General features: G+C 52.0%; 23 protein-coding genes. 22 read left to right on the top strand and 1 reads right to left on the bottom strand.

All coding sequences use genetic code 11. The features are described 5' to 3' along the window. Positions 1-96: 96 nt before the first annotated feature. From NYR52_RS16000 to NYR52_RS15990, 3 genes are all read left to right on the top strand, one after another. Positions 97-1,074, top strand: coding sequence for a peptidoglycan DD-metalloendopeptidase family protein (locus NYR52_RS16000; protein ID WP_132221751.1), 978 nt, complete (start codon positions 97-99; stop codon positions 1,072-1,074). A gap of 160 nt (positions 1,075-1,234) precedes the next feature. Further along, positions 1,235-1,435, top strand: a complete 201-nt coding sequence (gene rpmE / locus NYR52_RS15995) for a 50S ribosomal protein L31 (RefSeq protein WP_029071962.1) — start codon at positions 1,235-1,237, stop codon at positions 1,433-1,435. A gap of 169 nt (positions 1,436-1,604) precedes the next feature. Further along, positions 1,605-2,210 (top strand): thymidine kinase, encoded by a 606-nt coding sequence (locus tag NYR52_RS15990; protein WP_375163164.1) that lies wholly within the window; start codon positions 1,605-1,607, stop codon positions 2,208-2,210. Positions 2,211-2,265: 55 nt separating this feature from the next. On the opposite strand, the gene NYR52_RS15985 is transcribed toward NYR52_RS15990, so the two are convergent. Further along, positions 2,266-3,318 carry a CPBP family intramembrane glutamic endopeptidase gene (locus NYR52_RS15985; protein WP_259436025.1) on the bottom strand — a complete coding sequence of 351 codons (1,053 nt, stop codon included), beginning with the start codon at positions 3,316-3,318 and terminating at the stop codon, positions 2,266-2,268. 217 nt (positions 3,319-3,535) lie between these two features. Between NYR52_RS15985 and prfA the strand changes: the two genes are divergently transcribed. The 19 genes from prfA (at position 3,536) to atpG (ending at position 18,585) form a co-directional block, all read left to right on the top strand. Then, positions 3,536-4,606: a peptide chain release factor 1 gene (gene prfA / locus NYR52_RS15980; RefSeq protein WP_132221747.1), complete on the top strand. Its 1,071-nt coding sequence runs from the start codon at positions 3,536-3,538 to the stop codon at positions 4,604-4,606. A 26-nt stretch (positions 4,607-4,632) separates the two neighbouring features. Next, positions 4,633-5,514, top strand: a complete 882-nt coding sequence (gene prmC / locus NYR52_RS15975; protein WP_132221745.1) for a peptide chain release factor N(5)-glutamine methyltransferase — start codon at positions 4,633-4,635, stop codon at positions 5,512-5,514. 74 nt (positions 5,515-5,588) lie between these two features. Beyond that, positions 5,589-6,221 (top strand): stage II sporulation protein R, encoded by a 633-nt coding sequence (gene spoIIR / locus NYR52_RS15970; RefSeq protein WP_132221743.1) that lies wholly within the window; start codon positions 5,589-5,591, stop codon positions 6,219-6,221. A 116-nt stretch (positions 6,222-6,337) separates the two neighbouring features. Then, positions 6,338-6,802 (top strand): GNAT family N-acetyltransferase, encoded by a 465-nt coding sequence (locus NYR52_RS15965; protein ID WP_259436024.1) that lies wholly within the window; start codon positions 6,338-6,340, stop codon positions 6,800-6,802. A 104-nt stretch (positions 6,803-6,906) separates the two neighbouring features. After that, entirely contained in the window at positions 6,907-7,965 is a 1,059-nt protein-coding gene (locus NYR52_RS15960) for an L-threonylcarbamoyladenylate synthase (protein WP_132222050.1), read from the top strand. Positions 7,966-8,117: 152 nt separating this feature from the next. Then, entirely contained in the window at positions 8,118-8,681 is a 564-nt protein-coding gene (locus tag NYR52_RS15955; protein ID WP_259436023.1) for a manganese efflux pump MntP, read from the top strand. 201 nt (positions 8,682-8,882) lie between these two features. After that, positions 8,883-9,530, top strand: a complete 648-nt coding sequence (locus tag NYR52_RS15950; RefSeq protein ID WP_132221739.1) for a low molecular weight protein arginine phosphatase — start codon at positions 8,883-8,885, stop codon at positions 9,528-9,530. An 85-nt stretch (positions 9,531-9,615) separates the two neighbouring features. Then, positions 9,616-10,065 (top strand): ribose 5-phosphate isomerase B, encoded by a 450-nt coding sequence (gene rpiB / locus NYR52_RS15945; RefSeq protein WP_022737376.1) that lies wholly within the window; start codon positions 9,616-9,618, stop codon positions 10,063-10,065. Positions 10,066-10,070: 5 nt separating this feature from the next. Continuing rightward, positions 10,071-10,631 (top strand): TIGR01440 family protein, encoded by a 561-nt coding sequence (locus NYR52_RS15940; RefSeq protein WP_259436779.1) that lies wholly within the window; start codon positions 10,071-10,073, stop codon positions 10,629-10,631. A 64-nt stretch (positions 10,632-10,695) separates the two neighbouring features. Continuing rightward, positions 10,696-11,937, top strand: a complete 1,242-nt coding sequence (gene glyA / locus NYR52_RS15935) for a serine hydroxymethyltransferase (protein WP_259436022.1) — start codon at positions 10,696-10,698, stop codon at positions 11,935-11,937. Between the two features lie 223 nt (positions 11,938-12,160). Further along, complete coding sequence (gene upp / locus NYR52_RS15930) at positions 12,161-12,790, top strand: uracil phosphoribosyltransferase (RefSeq protein ID WP_106341797.1); 630 nt, start codon at positions 12,161-12,163, stop codon at positions 12,788-12,790. Positions 12,791-13,233: 443 nt separating this feature from the next. Continuing rightward, positions 13,234-13,449, top strand: a complete 216-nt coding sequence (locus tag NYR52_RS15925; RefSeq protein ID WP_022737380.1) for an AtpZ/AtpI family protein — start codon at positions 13,234-13,236, stop codon at positions 13,447-13,449. Between the two features lie 7 nt (positions 13,450-13,456). Continuing rightward, positions 13,457-13,852 carry an ATP synthase subunit I gene (locus NYR52_RS15920; RefSeq protein ID WP_022737381.1) on the top strand — a complete coding sequence of 132 codons (396 nt, stop codon included), beginning with the start codon at positions 13,457-13,459 and terminating at the stop codon, positions 13,850-13,852. A gap of 10 nt (positions 13,853-13,862) precedes the next feature. Next, positions 13,863-14,642 (top strand): F0F1 ATP synthase subunit A, encoded by a 780-nt coding sequence (atpB, locus tag NYR52_RS15915; protein ID WP_132221733.1) that lies wholly within the window; start codon positions 13,863-13,865, stop codon positions 14,640-14,642. A gap of 44 nt (positions 14,643-14,686) precedes the next feature. Further along, positions 14,687-14,914 carry a F0F1 ATP synthase subunit C gene (gene atpE, locus NYR52_RS15910; RefSeq protein ID WP_022737383.1) on the top strand — a complete coding sequence of 76 codons (228 nt, stop codon included), beginning with the start codon at positions 14,687-14,689 and terminating at the stop codon, positions 14,912-14,914. 119 nt (positions 14,915-15,033) lie between these two features. Next, positions 15,034-15,522, top strand: a complete 489-nt coding sequence (gene atpF, locus NYR52_RS15905) for a F0F1 ATP synthase subunit B (RefSeq protein WP_246026905.1) — start codon at positions 15,034-15,036, stop codon at positions 15,520-15,522. Next, a complete protein-coding gene (locus NYR52_RS15900; protein ID WP_132221731.1) occupies positions 15,519-16,064 on the top strand; it encodes a F0F1 ATP synthase subunit delta in 546 nt (181 codons plus the stop codon). The genes atpF and NYR52_RS15900 overlap by 4 nt, the downstream gene beginning before the upstream one ends. 33 nt (positions 16,065-16,097) lie before the next feature. Further along, positions 16,098-17,612, top strand: coding sequence for a F0F1 ATP synthase subunit alpha (gene atpA, locus NYR52_RS15895; protein WP_132221729.1), 1,515 nt, complete (start codon positions 16,098-16,100; stop codon positions 17,610-17,612). A 100-nt stretch (positions 17,613-17,712) separates the two neighbouring features. Continuing rightward, positions 17,713-18,585, top strand: a complete 873-nt coding sequence (gene atpG, locus NYR52_RS15890; RefSeq protein WP_132221727.1) for an ATP synthase F1 subunit gamma — start codon at positions 17,713-17,715, stop codon at positions 18,583-18,585. The last annotated feature ends 78 nt before the right edge of the window (positions 18,586-18,663 follow it).

Genomic DNA, 18,663 nt, shown 5'->3' with positions numbered 1-18,663 from the left:
CGGTACATTTTACTGACATATCGAGCGAGTGCCTCACATAAGATGAAACCGGGTGAATGTATACCCGACACTTTCATCTTTTTGTGAGGTGCTGACATGTCTTCCAAACGCGCATTGTTGGCTTCTTCCCTCGCTGTTACCACATCGGCCTCATGGATGTTCGGTACAGACAGACATCCGGTTGTCTCCGCGGAGATGCTGGAGGGAGCGGATGGGGAACCTGAGCAGAAACAGATAGCCGAGGAAGCGATCTTTCAATATCTCAATCCGGTCATGGCTGTGGCCGAAGGAAATCTGGCCGCCAGGGTGGAGACAAAGCCATTGGTTTACGAGGTGAAGCAAGGAGACACCCTGATGGAGATCGGCCAGCTATTTGGCTTGGATTATCAAGAGATTGCCCAAGTCAATCGGTTACCCGATCCCGACCAATTGCGTGTAGGGCAAAAGCTGACGATTCCGCTGACCAAAAAATGGATTCGCCTTAAACAGAGCGATTCCGTCGCGCGGTTGGCCAAAGAGTTTAAGACAGTGCCGGAGCTGATCCGTTATCTCAACCCGGAACTGGCCAACACCGAACTGACATATATTGGCCAATTGATCGCCGTTCCGGTGCGGATGGCCCTCCCGCCGAAGAAGGTCAAGGAAAAACGCGGAAATGCGGCGCGATTGGCGACAACACCAACGCGGCAATCGAGCGGGGAGTTTATCTTTCGTTGGCCTGTAGCCGGTCAGGTCACCAGCAATTTTGGTTGGCGTAATGGGCGGCAACATAAAGGAATCGATATCTGGAGCCCGGCGAAAGAAAAGGCGGAGATTCACGCAGCGCTTAGTGGACAGGTTGTCCAAGCGGGGTATGTGAACGGATATGGGAATTTAGTGGTCGTGGATCATGGCGGAGGCTGGGTCACGTACTATGCGCACTTGAGCCGGATTACAGTTAGCAAAGGCGAGCAGGTCGCGACGGGGCAGGTTTTGGGCTTTATGGGGATGACCGGCAGGGCAACCGGGTATCACTTGCACTTTGAAGTGCGCAAAGGAGATAAAGCGATTAACCCATTGCGGCTATTGAGATAATTGGCATTCATTTATTTTTTGTGGACAGACATCGCCTTGCTTCCTGCTGTTAACCATGCTATAATGTTGCAGTGATTTTCTAGAAATCGTGCGAATAACTTCTCTGCATTTTGCGGGGAGTGAGTCACAGATGGAATGGCTAGGAAAAGAGGTGAAAAGCATGAAAGCAGGAGTTCATCCGGCATACAAATTGACGACTGTTACCTGTGCATGTGGAAATACATTTGAAACCGGATCTACCGTTGAGAACTTGAGAGTGGACGTTTGCTCCGAGTGCCATCCTTTCTTTACCGGTAAACAAAAAATGGTAAACGCGGGTGGTCGCGTAGACCGTTTCAAAAAGAAATACAACCTCAAATAATGAGATTGTTGGCGTTAAAACCTGCCAGGCAAGCCGATCGTTGGAAGCTTGCCTTTTTTGTTGCGTAGAAAGTTGATCCAGGGACATCCTGGATTTTTTTGTGCGGGAAAACTTGTAACTATCCGTTTTCGTCAAGATCGGTTAAAATGACAATTTGTAACGAATACGGATGGGAGGAACGATAGTGAAAAGCGAACGGCTTTACATCAAGCGCCAGGGCTGGATCGAGATTATCTGCGGTGGGATGTTTTCCGGGAAGAGTGAAGAGTTGATCCGCCGGATTCGACGCGCCAAAATCGCCAAGTTGCAGGTGATGGCATTTAAGCCGGCCATCGATGACCGCTATCACACTGAAGCGATTGCTTCACACAATGGTTTGATTGCCGATGCCCATCCGGTTAGCAGCGCAACGGAACTCATGTCGCTGATCACATCGGAAGTAGATGTGGTGGCTATCGACGAAGTGCAATTTTTTGAACCGGAGATTGTAGAAGTCTGCCAGGATTTGGCCGATCAAGGGAAACGCGTAATCTGTGCGGGACTGGATCAGGACTTCCGCGGAAAGCCATTTGGCCCTACCCCCCTCTTGCTTTCCGTTGCCGAGTATGTGACTAAGTTGCAAGCGATCTGTGTGAAATGCGGGGCTCCGGCCAACCGGACCCAACGTTTGATTGATGGCCGGCCCGCCGCCGTAAATGATCCCGTCATCCAAGTGGGGGCTTCTGAGCAGTATGAAGCGCGCTGTCGCCATTGCCATGAACTGGTTGTCCGCTGAATAAAAAAATCTCAACACAGCCATGCGCGTGTTGAGATTTTTTGCCGTTTGGCCCTTATCCAGCCAGCATATAGAGCAGGCCGAGGGTGATGTTGTAGGTTGCATGGATGACCATGCTCAACGTAGTGTTGACGCGTAGGCGAGCATACGCCAACACCAGCGCCACGAAGAAAATCATCAGGGTGGACAGGCTGAGCCCGTAGTTAGTGTGTACCAAAGCGAACAATACGCTGGTGTAGACGATGCCAAAGCGGGGCAAAAGTGCTCCGCGGAAGATGAGTTCTTCACCCAAAGCGGCCGCCAATCCGAGTGTGAGCACACCGGGAATGGAATCGAACAAGGGACCCAGCAACTTGGTGGTCAGATCGTTTGCATTTTGGTCTACGATTGGACCAAGTAGGGTTTCCACCCATGTTATCAAGGCTGGAAACAGGGTGAGCGCAGCGCCAATGCCGATCCCGGCAAGGACTTGTTTCAATGTGAGAGGGCGCATACCAAGGCGCTCCAGCACTTCTTTCCCATCGCGGCGGGTCAACCACCCTGTTCCGATAAAGGCGAGTAAGGCGAATAATATGTTTTGCGACCAGATGGAGGCAAACGTATAGGACGCGGCCACATTTGGCGCGGTGGCGTCATTGATCAGGCCGAGTCCAATGGCAACGGTGACGAAGAGTTGGACCCAGACCACCATGCTGAAAGATAGCGCCATCGTATGTACACGATGAGCAGGGTCGATCGGCAGGAGCTTTCCGGCCAAGAACCGGCGCAACGACGGGATGAAGACAAGCATGCCTATCAAGGACGGAATCCACAAGCTCATTCCGATGGCTGCGTGCTGGCCAGCAAAGTGATTGATGAGGCGTTCAGAATAAATGCCTTGGAGGGTATGTGCCAGCTGCTCGCCTTGGAAGTGGGCGATGAGGCCAAGCAAAAAAACGATGGCAAAACTGAGAGCCATCAACATATAAAGAACCAAGGCGAACTCTTTTCCTTCGCGCGGATGCTCTGGTGTGCGCGAACGCTCGGCGAGATTGACCAAATAGAACAAGATGATGATCGGGCCAAACACGGTCAGGTTTTCAATGATTGCAGAAAGTGCTTCGTACATGTATCAGTGTTCTCCCTTTAATTTTTCTGTCATTTTCTATCATCATAACATTATCATTGGAACGGTGTCTTTGGTTTCTTCCAAAAAAGGTGCGGGATGTGGTACAATCAAATAACGTGTTTATAGAGTCGGATTTGCATGGGCGTTGGCGTTGGGTGGGAAAGCGCATCCAAATTCCAACGGGTCGGCGATTTTATGATATGTGGGAGTGAGAACTGTGTTAGATCGTTTAGAGGCGATTCATCAGCGATATGAAGAACTGAGCCGCTTGCTATGCGATCCCGAAGTTATCAGCGATAGCAAGAAATTGCGGGAATATTCCAAGGAACAATCGGGATTGGAAGAGAAAAATCAAGCGTATCTGGAATATAAAAATGTGGTTGAACAATTGCGCGACGCAAAGGCGATGTTGGAAGAAAAGCTGGATGATGAGATGCGCGAATTGGTGAAGGCGGAGATCGAAGAATTGACGGCGAGCAAAGAAGCGTTGGAAGAACGGATCAAGATCCTCCTGTTGCCAAAGGACCCCAACGACGAGAAAAACGTCATTGTCGAGATCCGTGGTGCGGCCGGCGGAGAAGAGGCGGCGTTGTTTGCGGCAAACTTGTACCGGATGTACACCCGTTACGCCGAACGCCAAGGTTGGAAAGTGGAGCTGTTGGAAGCCAATGCGACGGGATTGGGCGGATTTAAGGAAGTGGTCTTCTCGATCCAGGGACGTGGCGCTTACAGCCGGTTGAAGTATGAAAGCGGCGCCCACCGTGTGCAGCGCGTGCCGGAAACGGAATCAGGCGGTCGGATTCACACCTCCACGGCAACGGTGGCGGTGTTGCCGGAAGCGGAAGAGGTGGAAATCGAAATCCACGATAAAGATTTGCGGATTGACACCTTCTGTTCGAGCGGCCCAGGTGGCCAAAGCGTGAACACCACACAATCGGCAGTGCGGATCACGCATATTCCGACGGGCATCGTCGTATCCTGCCAAGATGAGAAATCGCAGAACAGCAACAAGGAAAAAGCGATGCGGGTATTGCGGGCTCGGCTGTACGACCTCAAGCAACAGGAAGAGAACGCCAAGCTGGCCGACGCTCGTCGTAGTGCGGTTGGAACCGGGGACCGGAGTGAGCGGATTCGCACGTACAACTACCCGCAAAGCAGAGTGACGGATCACCGCATCGGCTTGACCCTGCACAAGCTAGATTTGATTTTGGATGGTGACTTGCAGGAAGTGATCGATTCCCTGATTTTGCATGAACAGACGAAACTGCTCAGCAAAGAGGCGCAGTGAGCGAGTGAACCAAAGGAGTCGGTGGGATGCATAGGGAATATACGCTGAGAGAAGCCTATCGCCGGGCTTCTTCTTTTTTGCAGGACAACGGGGCAGAAGAAAATGCAAATTTTGAGGCGGAATTGCTGATTCGGCGCCTGGTAGGCTTGGATCGAACACAATTCTTCATGCGTTTGTCTGACCCGTTTCCGACGGACTTGGCAACAAAGCTGGAGGAATGGCTCAGGCGGCGGGCGTCCGGGGAGCCGTTGCAATACATTGTGGGTGACCAGGAGTTTTACGGAAGGGTGTTCCAGGTTAGTCCGGCTGTGCTTATCCCCCGGCCGGAAACCGAATTGCTGATTGAAGCGGTGATTGATGAGGCCGAGCGGCGCTTTGCCGAGGATGAGTTACGCGTGGTTGATGTGGGGACGGGCAGTGGCGCGATCGCAGTGACCTTGGCGCTGGAGAAGCCGCAATGGCAATTGACGGCGATCGACTTATCTGTCTCTGCGCTGGAAGTGGCGCAGATGAATGCTAAAAGGTATGGGGTCAGAGAGCAAATCTGCTGGCTTCAGGGCGACTTATTGGCGCCGCTGGGGGCAGGACTATCCGATATCGATATTCTCGTCTCTAATCCGCCGTATATTCCGTCTCAGACGGTTTATGAGCTGGAGCGGCAAGTGCGCGACTTTGAACCGTACCTTGCCTTGGACGGTGGCGAAGATGGCCTCTCACCCTATCGTCGGATGGTGAGCGCCCTCGCTTCGGTGAAAGCGGGTCCGAAGCTGATCTGCTTTGAGATCGGGGCCGACCAGGGGCGCGCAGTGGCAGAGCTTTTGGCCAGTGTCTGCCAAGAAGTGACGGTAAAACAAGATTTGGCTGGACTAGATCGCATCGTCGTCGGGTGGCGTTCTACAGTAGGGTGAAAATTACAAAAACATGTATAAACGGGTTGTCCCCCTGTCCATACTTTGGGTAAGGACAAGGGGGAGGATTTTAGATGTGCAAACGGACTATTTTTTTATTTTTGTTGAGCGGTTTTATCTTGTGTTCTTTTGTTCGTGCGGAATCGTCCGCAGTGGTCTCCGGTCGTAAGGCGCCGGATCATCCGGAAAAGGGGATTCCGGAACAAGCGATACGGTTACGCATTTTGGCTAACAGCGACCAGTTGCAAGATCAGTGGTTGAAGCGCAAAGTACGGGATGAACTGGTAAAAGAGATTGAGACTTGGGCTGAGCAACCGGACGACATCGAAGAAGCTCGGCAGTTGATTCGATCCCGTCTGCCCCGTTTTCAGGCATTGGCCGAACACACTGTCGCCCGACATGGATTTGATTATCCGGTTAAAGTTGATTTTGGGCGCGTACCGTTCCCGACCAAGCTGTATGGAGAAAAGATATATCCGGCTGGCAATTATGAAGCGTTGCGCGTAACAATCGGGCGAGGAGAAGGGGAAAATTGGTGGTGTGTGCTGTTTCCGCCTTTATGCTTTATCGACATGAGCAACGGTGACGCGGTGGAGCCACCCCCGGAGTCGTTGTCCGCCTCGCTAGAACCGACCCAGCCAGCACAACCCAAAGAAGAGAAAATCCAAGTGCGGTTTTTCCTGTTGGATAAGCTGTTGAAAAAATAAGCGTAGAAAGAAGATATCCCTGCATAGAGCGCTTTGCTTACTGATTTTTGTTCTACGCGTTTGCTCCCTGTCATACCGTCATATTGTAGGACAAGCGAGACAGGGGGCAAGGTTGTATGTTCGTGATACGACGGGCCATTGAGCGAGACGTCTTTCAAGTGCGCAAATTGTTGAGGGAAGCCGGACTCAATGATAAAGGAATTGATGAGCATATCGATCATTTTTTTGTGGTGGAAATGCCCGCGGATGAGGGAGAGACACCGCAATTGGCCGGGGCGGTAGGCATAGAGGTCCACGGACAGTATGGGTTGTTGCGTTCGTTTGTGTTGGAGCGGGCGCCGTGGAACACCAAAGTGGGCATGAACATGATCCAAATCCTTCTGTCCTATGCGAGCAAACTGCGCTTGTCGCATGTGTACCTGTTAGCGGGCGCTTCCCAGGAATTTTTCACCCAATTGGGTTTTTCGGAAATTGCATTTGACGAATTGCCGGTGGATATCCGGGAATCTGAACATGTGGAACGGTCCCGGAACCAAGGAACGGCAATGGTGTTCTGCTGCGTCCCTTCCCATCAGCAATGACGGCTGGTGTCTGAATTCTTTTCTCTATTGTGTTAAGATAGGTGGACAGATGTGACAGCGGATGAGGAAAAGGAGAATGGATTGTGGAATGGATAGAGACACGCTTGAGCCGGGTGGTTGTTGATGAGGGAAAGGGAATCGCGGAATTGCGCGGTAGGGTAGAGATTCAGGAGGCGGCCAACATCCTCAAGCGAGGGGGATTGGTCGCTTTTCCAACAGAAACGGTTTACGGATTGGGAGCGATCGCTACCTCCGCGGATGCGGTGTCCGGCATTTACAAAGCCAAAGGGCGCCCCTCAGACAATCCGCTTATCATTCACTTGGGAGCGGTGGAGCAGGTGGGTGACTGGGTGGAATCCGTTCCGCCCATCGCTGCTGAATTGGCCCGCCGGTTTTGGCCCGGCCCGCTGACGATGGTCTTTCGACACAGAGGCAACTTGGCGTCCAATGTGACTGCCGGTTTGCCCACTGTTGCAGTGCGGGTGCCGGATCATCCACTTGCTCAGGCGTTGCTGTTGGAAACGGGAATTCCCGTTGCGGCTCCCAGTGCCAACCGCTCAGGGCGCCCCAGCCCCACGGAAGCTCTGCATGTGTGGGATGACCTGCGGGGAAAAGTAGCCCTGATTCTTGACGGAGGTGCGACCGGGTACGGCTTGGAGTCAACGGTTGTCGATGTGACTGGGGAAGTGCCTGTCCTGTTGCGCCCGGGTGGGGTGACGTTGGAGCAGTTGCAAGCGGCAGTCGGCACAGTGGAGGTGGACCCCGGCTTGGTTCGTGACGATGAGTCTCCGCGCTCCCCAGGGATGAAATATCGCCATTATGCACCGGAAGGGGACGTGTGGTTGGTGCGGGAGCCTTGGGCTGAAGTGAAAGAGGCGCTACAACGTGAAATCAGCCGTCAGCAGGATCAAGGGTACCGGGTGGGGCTGTTGGTGACCGAGGAACACAGCGACCTTGTTACGGCGGATGTGATTGTTCGCTGTGGATGGCGCCGGGACCCGCTCAGTGTGGCTCGCGGATTGTACCATGCATTGCGGGAGTTTGATGAGCAGCAGGTAGATGTGATCTTCGCCGAGACTTTCCCTGAGGAGGGGATATACCGGTCCGTAATGAACCGCTTGGCCAAAGCGGCGGCAGGGAAAACACTCGATTTGTGCAAGTAAAAGCCAGATGGTTGAGCCGTCTGGCTTTTTGTCAATTCTTAAGGGGCAAAGGCCACGGTCGTTGGAGGTGCGTTGAGTCCGTCATCTCGACAGTTCTTTTTTCTTGGACGAGGGCATACCATGAGACGAGGACTTGGACGGGAGGTGCGGATATGCCGCTGACGACTGTGGAATGGGGGCAACTGTTCACCCTCTCCATGATCGCCCTTGCGATGGGGACAGATGCGTTTTCATTTGGCGTCGGCATGGGCATGAAACGGCCCGCGGTTGGTACCATTTCCAAGTTGAGCGCATCCGTCGGTTTTTTTCATGTGTTGATGCCGCTCATCGGCATGGCGATTGGGCAGTTGCTGGGCAAAGTGATGAAAGATGTCGCAGTCATGGTGGGTGGCGGAATGTTGTGCTTTTTGGGCCTATCTATGCTGTGGCATGTGATCAGGGGCGAGGAAGAGGATGAGCGCTCTCGCATCTCCTCATGGGGAAGTATCCTGCTTTTTTCGCTCAGCGTAAGTTTAGATTCTTTGTCGGCTGGCCTCAGTCTGGGGCTGTTCGATGCGGATATATGGTTGACCTTGTTGTTGTTTGGTTTGTTCAGCTTTGCCATGACCGGGACCGGGCTGGTACTGGGAAGATTCATGGGAGGATGGATTGGCACCTATGGAGAGGTGATTGGCGGAATGATCCTGATCTACTTGGGATGCAAATTTATGATATAAGCCCCCTATTGCCCCAAAATATTCCTTTGAGTAAAGTAGATGATAAGGATGTTTATTTTTAATTAAAATAAGTTTATCCACTAGTCTCGTCGGCAAAGAGACGCGGGACGCAAAGTTGCAAATGCGCTGGCGCGATGGCCGAAATGAGATGTCCGGTTGCCCCCGGGCGTGCGAGAATAGGTGGAAGCGAGGTGAATAAATGTGCGTAAGGTGTTGTTTGTCTGTACCGGAAACACTTGCCGAAGCCCGATGGCCGAAGCGCTGTTGCGGAAGTGGGTTGAGCGGGAGCGGCTGGATGTGGATGTGAAATCGGCTGGGATATCGGCGTTGGACGGAGCTGCGGCGTCGGAGCAGGCGACCCAGGTGTTGGAAGAGAAGGGGATCGCTCATTGCCATGCATCAACCCCGCTGTGCAAGGAGTTGGTGGCGTGGGCTGATGTGATCTTGACGATGACCGCACAGCACAAATCGTTTATCATCCACGATTTCCCCGAGAGCGTGGATAAAATTTTCACGTTAAAAGAATACGCTTTCGGTGGTTCAGAGCAGGTTTCGGTACATCAAGCGTTGGATCGGTTATATGCGGAGATGGAAAGCCATCGGGCGGCGGTACAAAGCAGGTTTTCACTCAAAGCGGACGAGCCTTGGCCAAAAGAAGCAGAAGAAGCGTGGATGAAAGAAGTGGGCCCGCTGCTGGCTGAGGAAGAACGGTTATTGCGGGAATTGAAACAGATGGCATTACAGCAGGACATCGCCGACCCCTATGGTGGATCGGTAGAAGAATACCGGGCATGCGCCGGGGAGATCGAGGCGGCGATCGAGGCGATCGTGGCCAAATGGAGGGAATGACCGGATAGGAACGCCCAATTCAAAGCGCCAGCAGGGGAAGCACTGCGTTATACTGGGGATGGATGTTTCCAAAGGAGGAATAAACATGCGTATACTACTTGGCTCCGACCACGGCGGCCTTCGGTTGAAGCAAGAAATCAAGGATTTGCTGGATGAAATGGGCATCCATTACAGCGATGTTGGCTGTGACTGTGCGACTTCTGTCGATTATCCAGATTATGCACGTCCGGTCGCGGAAAAGGTGGCTAGCGGTGAATATGACTTGGGTATCCTGATCTGCGGAACCGGCATTGGCATGTCCATTGCCGCTAACAAAGTCAAAGGCATTCGCTGTGCAGTGGTGAGTGATGAATTTTCCGCTCGCATGAGCCGCGAACACAACAACGCCAACATTTTGGCCCTTGGGGAGCGCGTTGTTGGCCCCGATTTGGCCCGCTCGATTGTGCGAGTGTGGCTAACTTCTGAATTCCAAGGGGATCGGCATGCCCGCCGCGTGCAAAAGATCCACGAATTGGAAGGGGCTCTCCAGTCGTGAACGGAATGGAACGGCTGTCCGCAGAAATGAAAGATGCCATGCGCGAGCTGGTGGCGGCTGCCGGTTTGACGGACAAGCATGTGGTGGTCCTGGGAGTGAGCACGAGCGAAGTGGCCGGGCATCGGATCGGTTCGCAAGGGAGTGACGAGATAGCCGCGGCTTTGTTTGCAGGCATGCGGGAGGTGCAACAAGAAGTCGGTTTTCATTTGGCTTTTCAATGTTGCGAACACCTGAACCGAGCACTTGTCGTCGAGCGAGCAGTGGCAGAGCGGTTCGGTTGGCAGGAAGTGATGGCGGTACCTGTCCGCCACGCAGGTGGCGCGATGGCTGCTTATGCTTTTCGGCATTTAGCTGACGCGGTGTTGGTGGAATCGATTCAAGCTGATGCTGGGATCGACATCGGTGACACGCTCATTGGCATGCATCTCAAGCCGGTGGCTGTGCCGGTTCGTCCTGGGCGGAAAACGATCGGCGGCGCGCATGTGACCATGGCCAAAACCCGTCCAAAGCTAATTGGTGGCGCACGGGCAGTTTATGTACGGGAAATTGAAAAAGTGTCTCCTTAAAACCGAAAGATCTGTTAAAATGAGGATTGGAATGTTAAGTTTTTTATTCGAGGGGGCAGGTTGAATGGAACAGTTAAAGCGGAAAGACCCACAAGTGGCTGAGGCAATTACCAACGAGTTGCGCCGCCAACGGGACAAAATCGAACTCATCGCTTCTGAAAATTTCGTTTCTGAAGCGGTAATGGAAGCGATGGGAACGGTATTGACCAATAAATATGCGGAAGGATATCCTGGCAAACGTTATTACGGCGGTTGCGAACACGTGGATGTGGTGGAAGATCTGGCGCGGGAACGGGCCAAACAACTGTTTGGTGCCGATCATGCCAATGTGCAGCCTCATTCAGGGGCGCAAGCCAATATGGCTGTGTACTTTGCGGTGTTGGAACCAGGTGATACCGTATTGGGCATGAACTTGGCGCACGGCGGCCATTTGACCCATGGCAGCCCGGTCAACTTCTCCGGCCAGCTGTATAAATTTGTTGCATACGGCGTTGATAAAGAGACGCATCGAATCAACTATGAAGAAGTGCGCCAGATGGCACTTGAGCACAAACCGAAGCTGATTGTAGCCGGGGCAAGTGCCTATCCGCGCCAAATCGATTTTGCCCGCTTCAGAGAGATTGCTGACGAAGTGGGGGCGCGGTTGATGGTGGATATGGCTCACATCGCCGGCCTCGTGGCGACGGGCCATCACCCAAACCCTGTGCCGTATGCTGACTTTGTGACCACCACCACCCATAAGACATTGCGCGGTCCGCGCGGCGGGATGATCCTTTGCAAGGAAGAATTTGCCAAAGTGATCGACAAATCGATCTTCCCCGGTGTCCAAGGCGGGCCACTCATGCATATCATCGCCGCAAAAGCTGTCGCCCTCGGCGAAGCGTTGTCCGATGAGTTCAAGTCTTATTCCCAAGCGGTGGTGGACAACGCTGAACGCTTGGCTGAATCGCTCAGAGGGCATGGCCTGGAACTCATTTCTGGCGGTACCGACAACCACCTGGTGCTCATCGATGTCCGCAACTTGGGCTTGACCGGGAAAAAAGCGGAGCACCTCTTGGATGAAGTGGGCATCACCTGCAATAAAAACGCGATTCCATTCGATCCGGAAAAACCGTTTGTCACCAGCGGAATCCGCATCGGGACGGCGGCGGTCACCAGCCGTGGCATGGGTGTGGAAGCGATGGAAGAGATTGCCGCGATCATCGCGCTGACCTTGAAACACCCCGAAGACCAAGCGAAGCATGAAGAAGCAAAACAACGTGTAGCCAAATTGACAGGTGCATATCCTCTGTACCCGAACAAATAAAAAAAGCGGAGCAGCCCTGGGAGCCAAGTGCTCTCGGGGTTTTCGTGTGTGTAGACAGGTGGCGTAGCGCACCCTCTTCCAGGGCTTTTTTTGCACCGTGGGAAATTTAACCCAACATGTGGCAATAATAATCTAAGAAAAGGTTGTCTCGCGGGGAACCTTATGGTTAACTATCATGGGAACAAAATTCGAAGACATTCAAGACAGAAAGAAGGGCGCTAACATGGGGAATGTTTATGTATTCGATCATCCACTTATCCAGCACAAGCTCACATTTATTCGGGACAAGCACACCGGAACCAAAGAATTCCGCGAGTTGGTGGATGAAGTTTCCGCACTGATGGCTTATGAGATCACAAGGGATATGCCGCTTAGAGAAGTGGAAGTGGAAACACCAGTAGCCAAGGCGAAGTGCAAAGTCTTGGAAGGGAAAAAGCTGGGGCTAGTGCCGATTCTGCGTGCAGGATTGGGGATGGTAGACGGCATTTTGAAATTGATTCCAGCTGCCAAAGTGGGGCATCTCGGCCTGTACCGCGATCCGGAGACATTGGAACCAGTGCAGTACTATTCAAAAATGCCATCCGATATCGGTGAACGGGAACTGATCGTGATCGACCCGATGCTGGCTACGGGGGGATCGGCATCGGCCGGGATTCGCATCCTGAAGGAAATGGGCGCGAAACAGATCAAGCTGATGTGCCTGATCGCGGCGCCGGAAGGTGTGGACAGAGTGCAAAAAGATCATCCGGATGTAGACATTTATGTGGCAGCCATTGATGAGAAGCTGGACGAAAAAAGTTATATCATCCCAGGATTGGGTGATGCAGGAGATCGGCTGTTCGGCACCAAATAATAACAAGGCGGCGCCGGGGCCCGCGGTCAATTCGCAACATGCGTTTGCCTGTGCCCCCGCGCATGAGCGACCTTAAGGGGGTTGAAGCCGCATCTATCCATTTGACCTGTTGGATCGCTCTAGCATGGGAATCTGCAATCGGATCTGGTTGTTTATGACGCGATGTTGAGAACAACGTCTGTTCATATGTCAATAGTGAAATGGTGAATGACTTGTTCTATGATGGCGTCAAAACCCATAAAAATGCAGTAACAGAAAGCCGTTTTTCAAAATAACGACTTTTTTGTCACATATGTTTTTGAGAAAACGTTGACAAAAAGGATGAGGCTTCGTTACTATAGGCAGGGGAAAGGGAAGTTTTCCTAAGATTCTCCGAACGAATTCCAAGCAACCGGAAGCTGTCTGCCCTTTTCTGAAATCCTTCCTACATATGGGGGTTTTTCATGAAAAATGACACGAATCTGTGGCGCATTGCCGCGTTGGTCAGTTCAATTGGCACGGAGATCGTGTTGTTGACTGTGGGCGGGGCTTGGGTGGGGAACAAATTGGATGCCTTGTGGGGCACCAAACCATTTTTGCTCCTCGCAGGTGTGTTGGTCGGGCTTGGAAGCGGTTTTATCACTGCTTTTTTCACTTTGAAAGCATTTGTGAAGGAATGAACTCCTCATGGATCCATTGCATACCATTCGCCGACGAGTGGTGATCCTCACAGCCGGATTCCTCGCGTTACTCTTAGTCCTATGGTTACTTACTCCGTATAAGAAAATGGTCGCTGGAGCAGGCCTTGGCTTGTTGGTCAGTCTGTATAACGTCTTGTATATGGCGCGTAAAGTGCGCCTGGCAGGAGAGACGACTTTAGCGACTGGTTCCACCAGACATAGAGGAACAGGCATGATCAATCGTTATCTCATGGTTGCCCTTGCGATACTCGTCGCTTTCAAATATCCGATGCATTTTGATGTCCGCACGATTGTCGTGGGGTTGCCAATCTGCTATATACTCATCATTGTATTGGAGTTTTGGGAGGTTCGAAAACTCCGAACCACGTCAGGAAAGGGGTGAAGCTGGATACATGGAAAAAACACCAAAGCTAGTGTTTGACTTAATGGGTTTGCAAGTAAAGCTGGACGTGACTGTGATGATCACCACGACGATTTGTTGCATCCTAGTATTCCTCATCGCCATGTTGGCCACTCGCCGCTTGGCAATGGTTCCGACGGGTATGCAAAACTTTGTGGAAATGATCATTGAGTTCACCCAGGGTATTGTCCGTTCCAACATGGATGCCAAAACAAGCGAACGCTTTTATGGCTTTGCTTTCACGCTCTTTTTGTTCATTTTTATCGCGAATCAGATGGGACTCATGTTTAACGTGGTGACCGAACACCATGAACCCATACCTTTCCTGGGAATTGAAGCAGCGGGAGAGCATCATGGTGAAGCGGGCAAGGAAGCGGAGCATCATAATGCCTACGCTTGGTGGAAATCACCGACTGCTGACATCAACGTGCCGATTGCGATGGCTTTAGCAATCACGATTGTCGCTCACTTCCTGGGGATCAGAAAGTCACCCAAGAAGTACGCATCCCATTATTTCCAACCATTCTCTTGGATGTTCCCGCTCCACATCATCGATGAAGTCGCTAAGCCCGTCACACACGGCTTGCGTCTATGGGCGAACATCTTTGCCGGTGAGATTCTGATCATCGTGTTGCTCAAAGGCGGGTTCTTGACCGGAGCACCGCTGATCGTATGGTTGGCGTACTCGGTCTTTGTCGGAACGGTGCAAGCGTACGTATTTACAGTGTTGGCCATTGTATACATGTCACAAAAGTTGGCTGACGACCATTAATCAACGACTCAAAAATTGATTTAATTTTTAAGGAGGATTTTATTATGGATTTGACGATTATTGCTGGTGCTATCATGTTGTCTTTTGCCGCTATCGCGGGTGCATTTGGTAACGCTTGGGTGTTTGGACGCTATCTGGAAGGGATTGCTCGTCAACCTGAAGTTCGTGGTATGCTGTTCACCCAAACCTTCATCGGGATCGCTTTGGTAGAGGCGTTGCCAATTATCGCAGTTGCTTTCGGCATCATGGCTGTACTCGGCATCATCGGCTAATGTCTTCACCAATGCAATGACGGGGAATATGTTTTTCTATTCCCCGTCTGCTTATGATTAAGCCTTTTATTCGTAATTTGCATACACAAGTTCCCGCAAGTCTGAAGGGAGTGAATCAAGTGTTAAGTATTGAATGGGGTACGATGGTATTCCAGCTTATCGCATTTATCATTTTAATGCTGCTCGTTTCCAAATACGCTCTTCGTCCAATGCTGAACACCATGAGGCAACGTCAAGAGCACATTGACGGCCAGATCAAGGCTGCTGAGAAAAGCCGCAAAGAAGCGGAGGATCTCATCAAAGAGCAACGCGAAGCGCTGGAAAAAGCCCGCCTAGAGGCGAAAGAGATCATCGAACGCGCCAAAGCGCAAAAAGAGCGTGAAGCGGAAGAGATCATCGCCAAAGCGCAAGAGCGCGCTGAGAGCATGATCAAAGAGGCGACCAATGAAATTCAACGCGAGAAAGAAAAAGCGCTTGCCAGTTTGCGCGATGAAGTGGGTGCCCTGTCCGTTCAGCTCGCATCCAAGTTGATCGAGAAAGAACTGGATAGCAAAGCCCAAGCTGAGCTGGTGGGTCGTTATCTCGAGCAGGTAGGCAGAGTGCAATGACCAGCTCGGTAGTAGCGAAGCGATACGCCAAAGCATTGTTTGAGGTCGCCGCAGAACAGAAATGCTTGGATGGCGTGGAGCGAGATTTAAAAAAAGTGACGGCAACATTTAACGCTTCCCCTGAGCTGGTGGCGTGGGTAGGCCATCCTTCCACTTCCTCCGCCCAGAAGCGTGAAGTGTTTGACAAACTGTTCGCGGATGTGAACCAATACACGAAGAACCTCTTGTACGTATTGGCTGACCGTCGCCGCGAGAACATCGTGTTCGACCTGGCGCAAGCGTTTAATGAGTTGGCCAACGAAGCGAGAGGGATTGCTGAAGCGCAAGTGACGACCGCGTTCCCCCTCACCGAGGAGAATAAGGCGGAGATCGTTCAAGCGTTTGAACCGATTATTGGCAAGAAGATTAAAATTACCGAAAAAGTTGATTCCGACATCCTGGGCGGTGTGATCGTGCAAGTGGGCGACCGGTTGTTTGACGGAAGCCTGAAGACGAAGTTGGCCCGTTTTCAGGATGGGTTGAAGCTGGGCAGAATCGGATAGAACATACAGACGGAAAGATTGGGGTGAACCATTATGAGCATTAAACCGGAAGAGATCAGCTCCCTTATTAAAGAGCAGATCAAAAATTACCGTGCCGAAGTCGAAGTGACCGATGTAGGCACCGTTATCAATGTCGGGGACGGTATTGCCCGCGCGCACGGCCTGCAAAATGCCATGGCTGGTGAGCTGGTTGAGTTCAGCAATGGTGTGATGGGTATGACGCTGAACTTGGAAGAAAACCACGTAGGTATCGTTATCTTGGGCCCATATCAAGATATTCGTGAAGGAGACCAAGTGAAACGCACGGGTCGCCTGATGGAAGTACCAGTAGGTAAAGCACTGTTGGGTCGCGTTGTAAACCCGCTCGGACAGCCACTGGATGGTAAAGGTCCGATCGAAACGACTGAATTCCGTCCGATCGAGTCGGAAGCACCTGGCGTTATTGACCGTAAATCGGTACATGAGCCGTTGCAAACCGGGATCAAAGCGATTGACTCCATGGTTCCGATCGGTCGCGGTCAGCGCGAGCTGATCATCGGCGACCGCCAAACCGGTAAAACCTCGGTGGCGCTTGATACCATCATCAACCAAAAAGGCAAGGACATGGTCTGTGTTTACGTGGCGATCGGCCAAAAGGCTTCTACCGTCGCGCAAGTGGTAGAGAAGTTGCGTCGTTTTGGTGCTCTTGAGTACACCATCGTCGTTGTGGCTGGCGCATCTGACCCGGCTCCGTTGTTGTTCTTGGCTCCGTATGCCGGATGTGCGATGGGTGAATACTTCATGTACAACGGCGGACATGTACTCTGCGTATACGATGACTTGTCCAAACAAGCGGCTGCATACCGTGAGCTGTCTTTGTTGCTCCGTCGTCCGCCAGGCCGTGAAGCGTATCCCGGGGATGTATTCTACCTGCACTCCCGCCTTTTGGAGCGTGCAGCGAAACTTTCCGATGAGCGCGGTGGCGGATCGTTGACAGCCCTGCCGTTCATTGAAACCCAAGCGGGTGACATCTCCGCTTATATTCCAACGAACGTGATCTCCATCACCGACGGACAAATCTTCTTGGAGTCCAACCTGTTCCACTCCGGTGTGCGCCCGGCGGTAAACGTAGGTACTTCCGTATCCCGCGTAGGTGGATCTGCACAAATCAAAGCGATGAAAAAAGTGTCCGGTACATTGCGGCTGGACTTGTCCCAATACTACGAGTTGGCGGCGTTTGCGCAATTCGGTTCTGACTTGGATAAAGCGACCATGGCGAAGCTGGAGCGCGGGAAACGCGTTGTAGAAATCTTGAAACAAGGTGAGCATGAACCGCTGTCCGTTGAGAAACAAGTAGTCTCTCTCTACCTGGTAACCAAAGGCCATTTGGATGAGATCGCGGTTGAAGACGTTCGCCGTTTCGAAGCGGAGTTCCACGCTTTCCTTGATGCGAACCATCAAGATGTGCTGAAAGACATCGTTGATAAGAAAGAGCTGAAGGAAGACAACGAGAAGAAACTGCTCGAAGCGATTGCTGCGTTCAAAAAAAATTTTGTGGCATCTAATTAAGCAGGAAGACAAGTTTTCACTGCCGGCGCTCGGTTGAGCCGCTCACGTGTAAGAAAGCGGCGGCTCGACGAACGATCGGCAACAGAAAGGCGGTGAACACATGGGACAATCGATGCGGGACATTAAGCGGAGCATTAAAGCTAAAGAGGATATCAGAAAGACGACCAAAGCGTTGAAACTGGTATCTGCGGCCAAACTTCGCCGCGCACAGGAGCAAGCGCAGGCGGCGCGTCCATATGCGGAGAAGTTGCGCGATGTGATCATCAACATCGCTCAAAATACGGCAAATGCCAACCACCCGATGCTCGTTTCCCGTCCGATCAAAAAAACCGGTTATCTGATCATCACTTCGGATCGCGGCCAAGCTGGCGGCTACAACTCCAACCTGTTGCGTATGCTGGTGTCTGCTCTGAACAAGCGCCACCAAAGCAAAGATGAGTACGTGATCTTTGTGATCGGGCGCAAAGGACGCGATTTCCTACGCAAACGCAATTACCCTGTCATCAATGAAGTGACAGGCTTGCCCGATTCGCCAACGTTTGCCGATGTGAAAGAAATTGCGGAGCAAGCCGTTCGTTTCTATGCAGAAGAGAAGTTTGATGAGCTGTACCTCTTGTACAATGAGTTTGTTAACCCAGTGGTTCAGCGTCCGACGGAAAAACGCTTGTTGCCGCTGGCTGGGGATGACTTGGCGGGATCCAGCCAAACTGGAAAAACCATTTACGAGTATGAGCCATCCCAAGAAGAGGTGTTGTCCACTCTGCTTCCAAGTTATGCAGAAGCACTTATCTATAGCGCTCTTTTAGATGGTAAAGCGAGTGAACACGCTGCTCGGATGAACGCGATGAGCAATGCGACCGACAATGCTACGGAAATGATCGAATCGCTGAAGTTGCAATTCAACCGGGCACGGCAAGCGGCAATTACGCAAGAGATTGCGGAGATCGTCGGTGGGGCGGCTGCGCTGGAATAGAAGAAGCGATGAGTTGAACGAAACAACGATTAGCGGGTTGGCCATCCCGTTTTGATAGATGTAAATGCAGTTTAAGGA

This window comes from Laceyella sacchari (assembly GCF_024927925.1).
In the GTDB taxonomy this organism is placed as follows: Bacteria; Bacillota; Bacilli; order Thermoactinomycetales; family Thermoactinomycetaceae; genus Laceyella; species Laceyella sacchari.
This window is presented reverse-complemented; position numbering and strand designations above follow the sequence as displayed.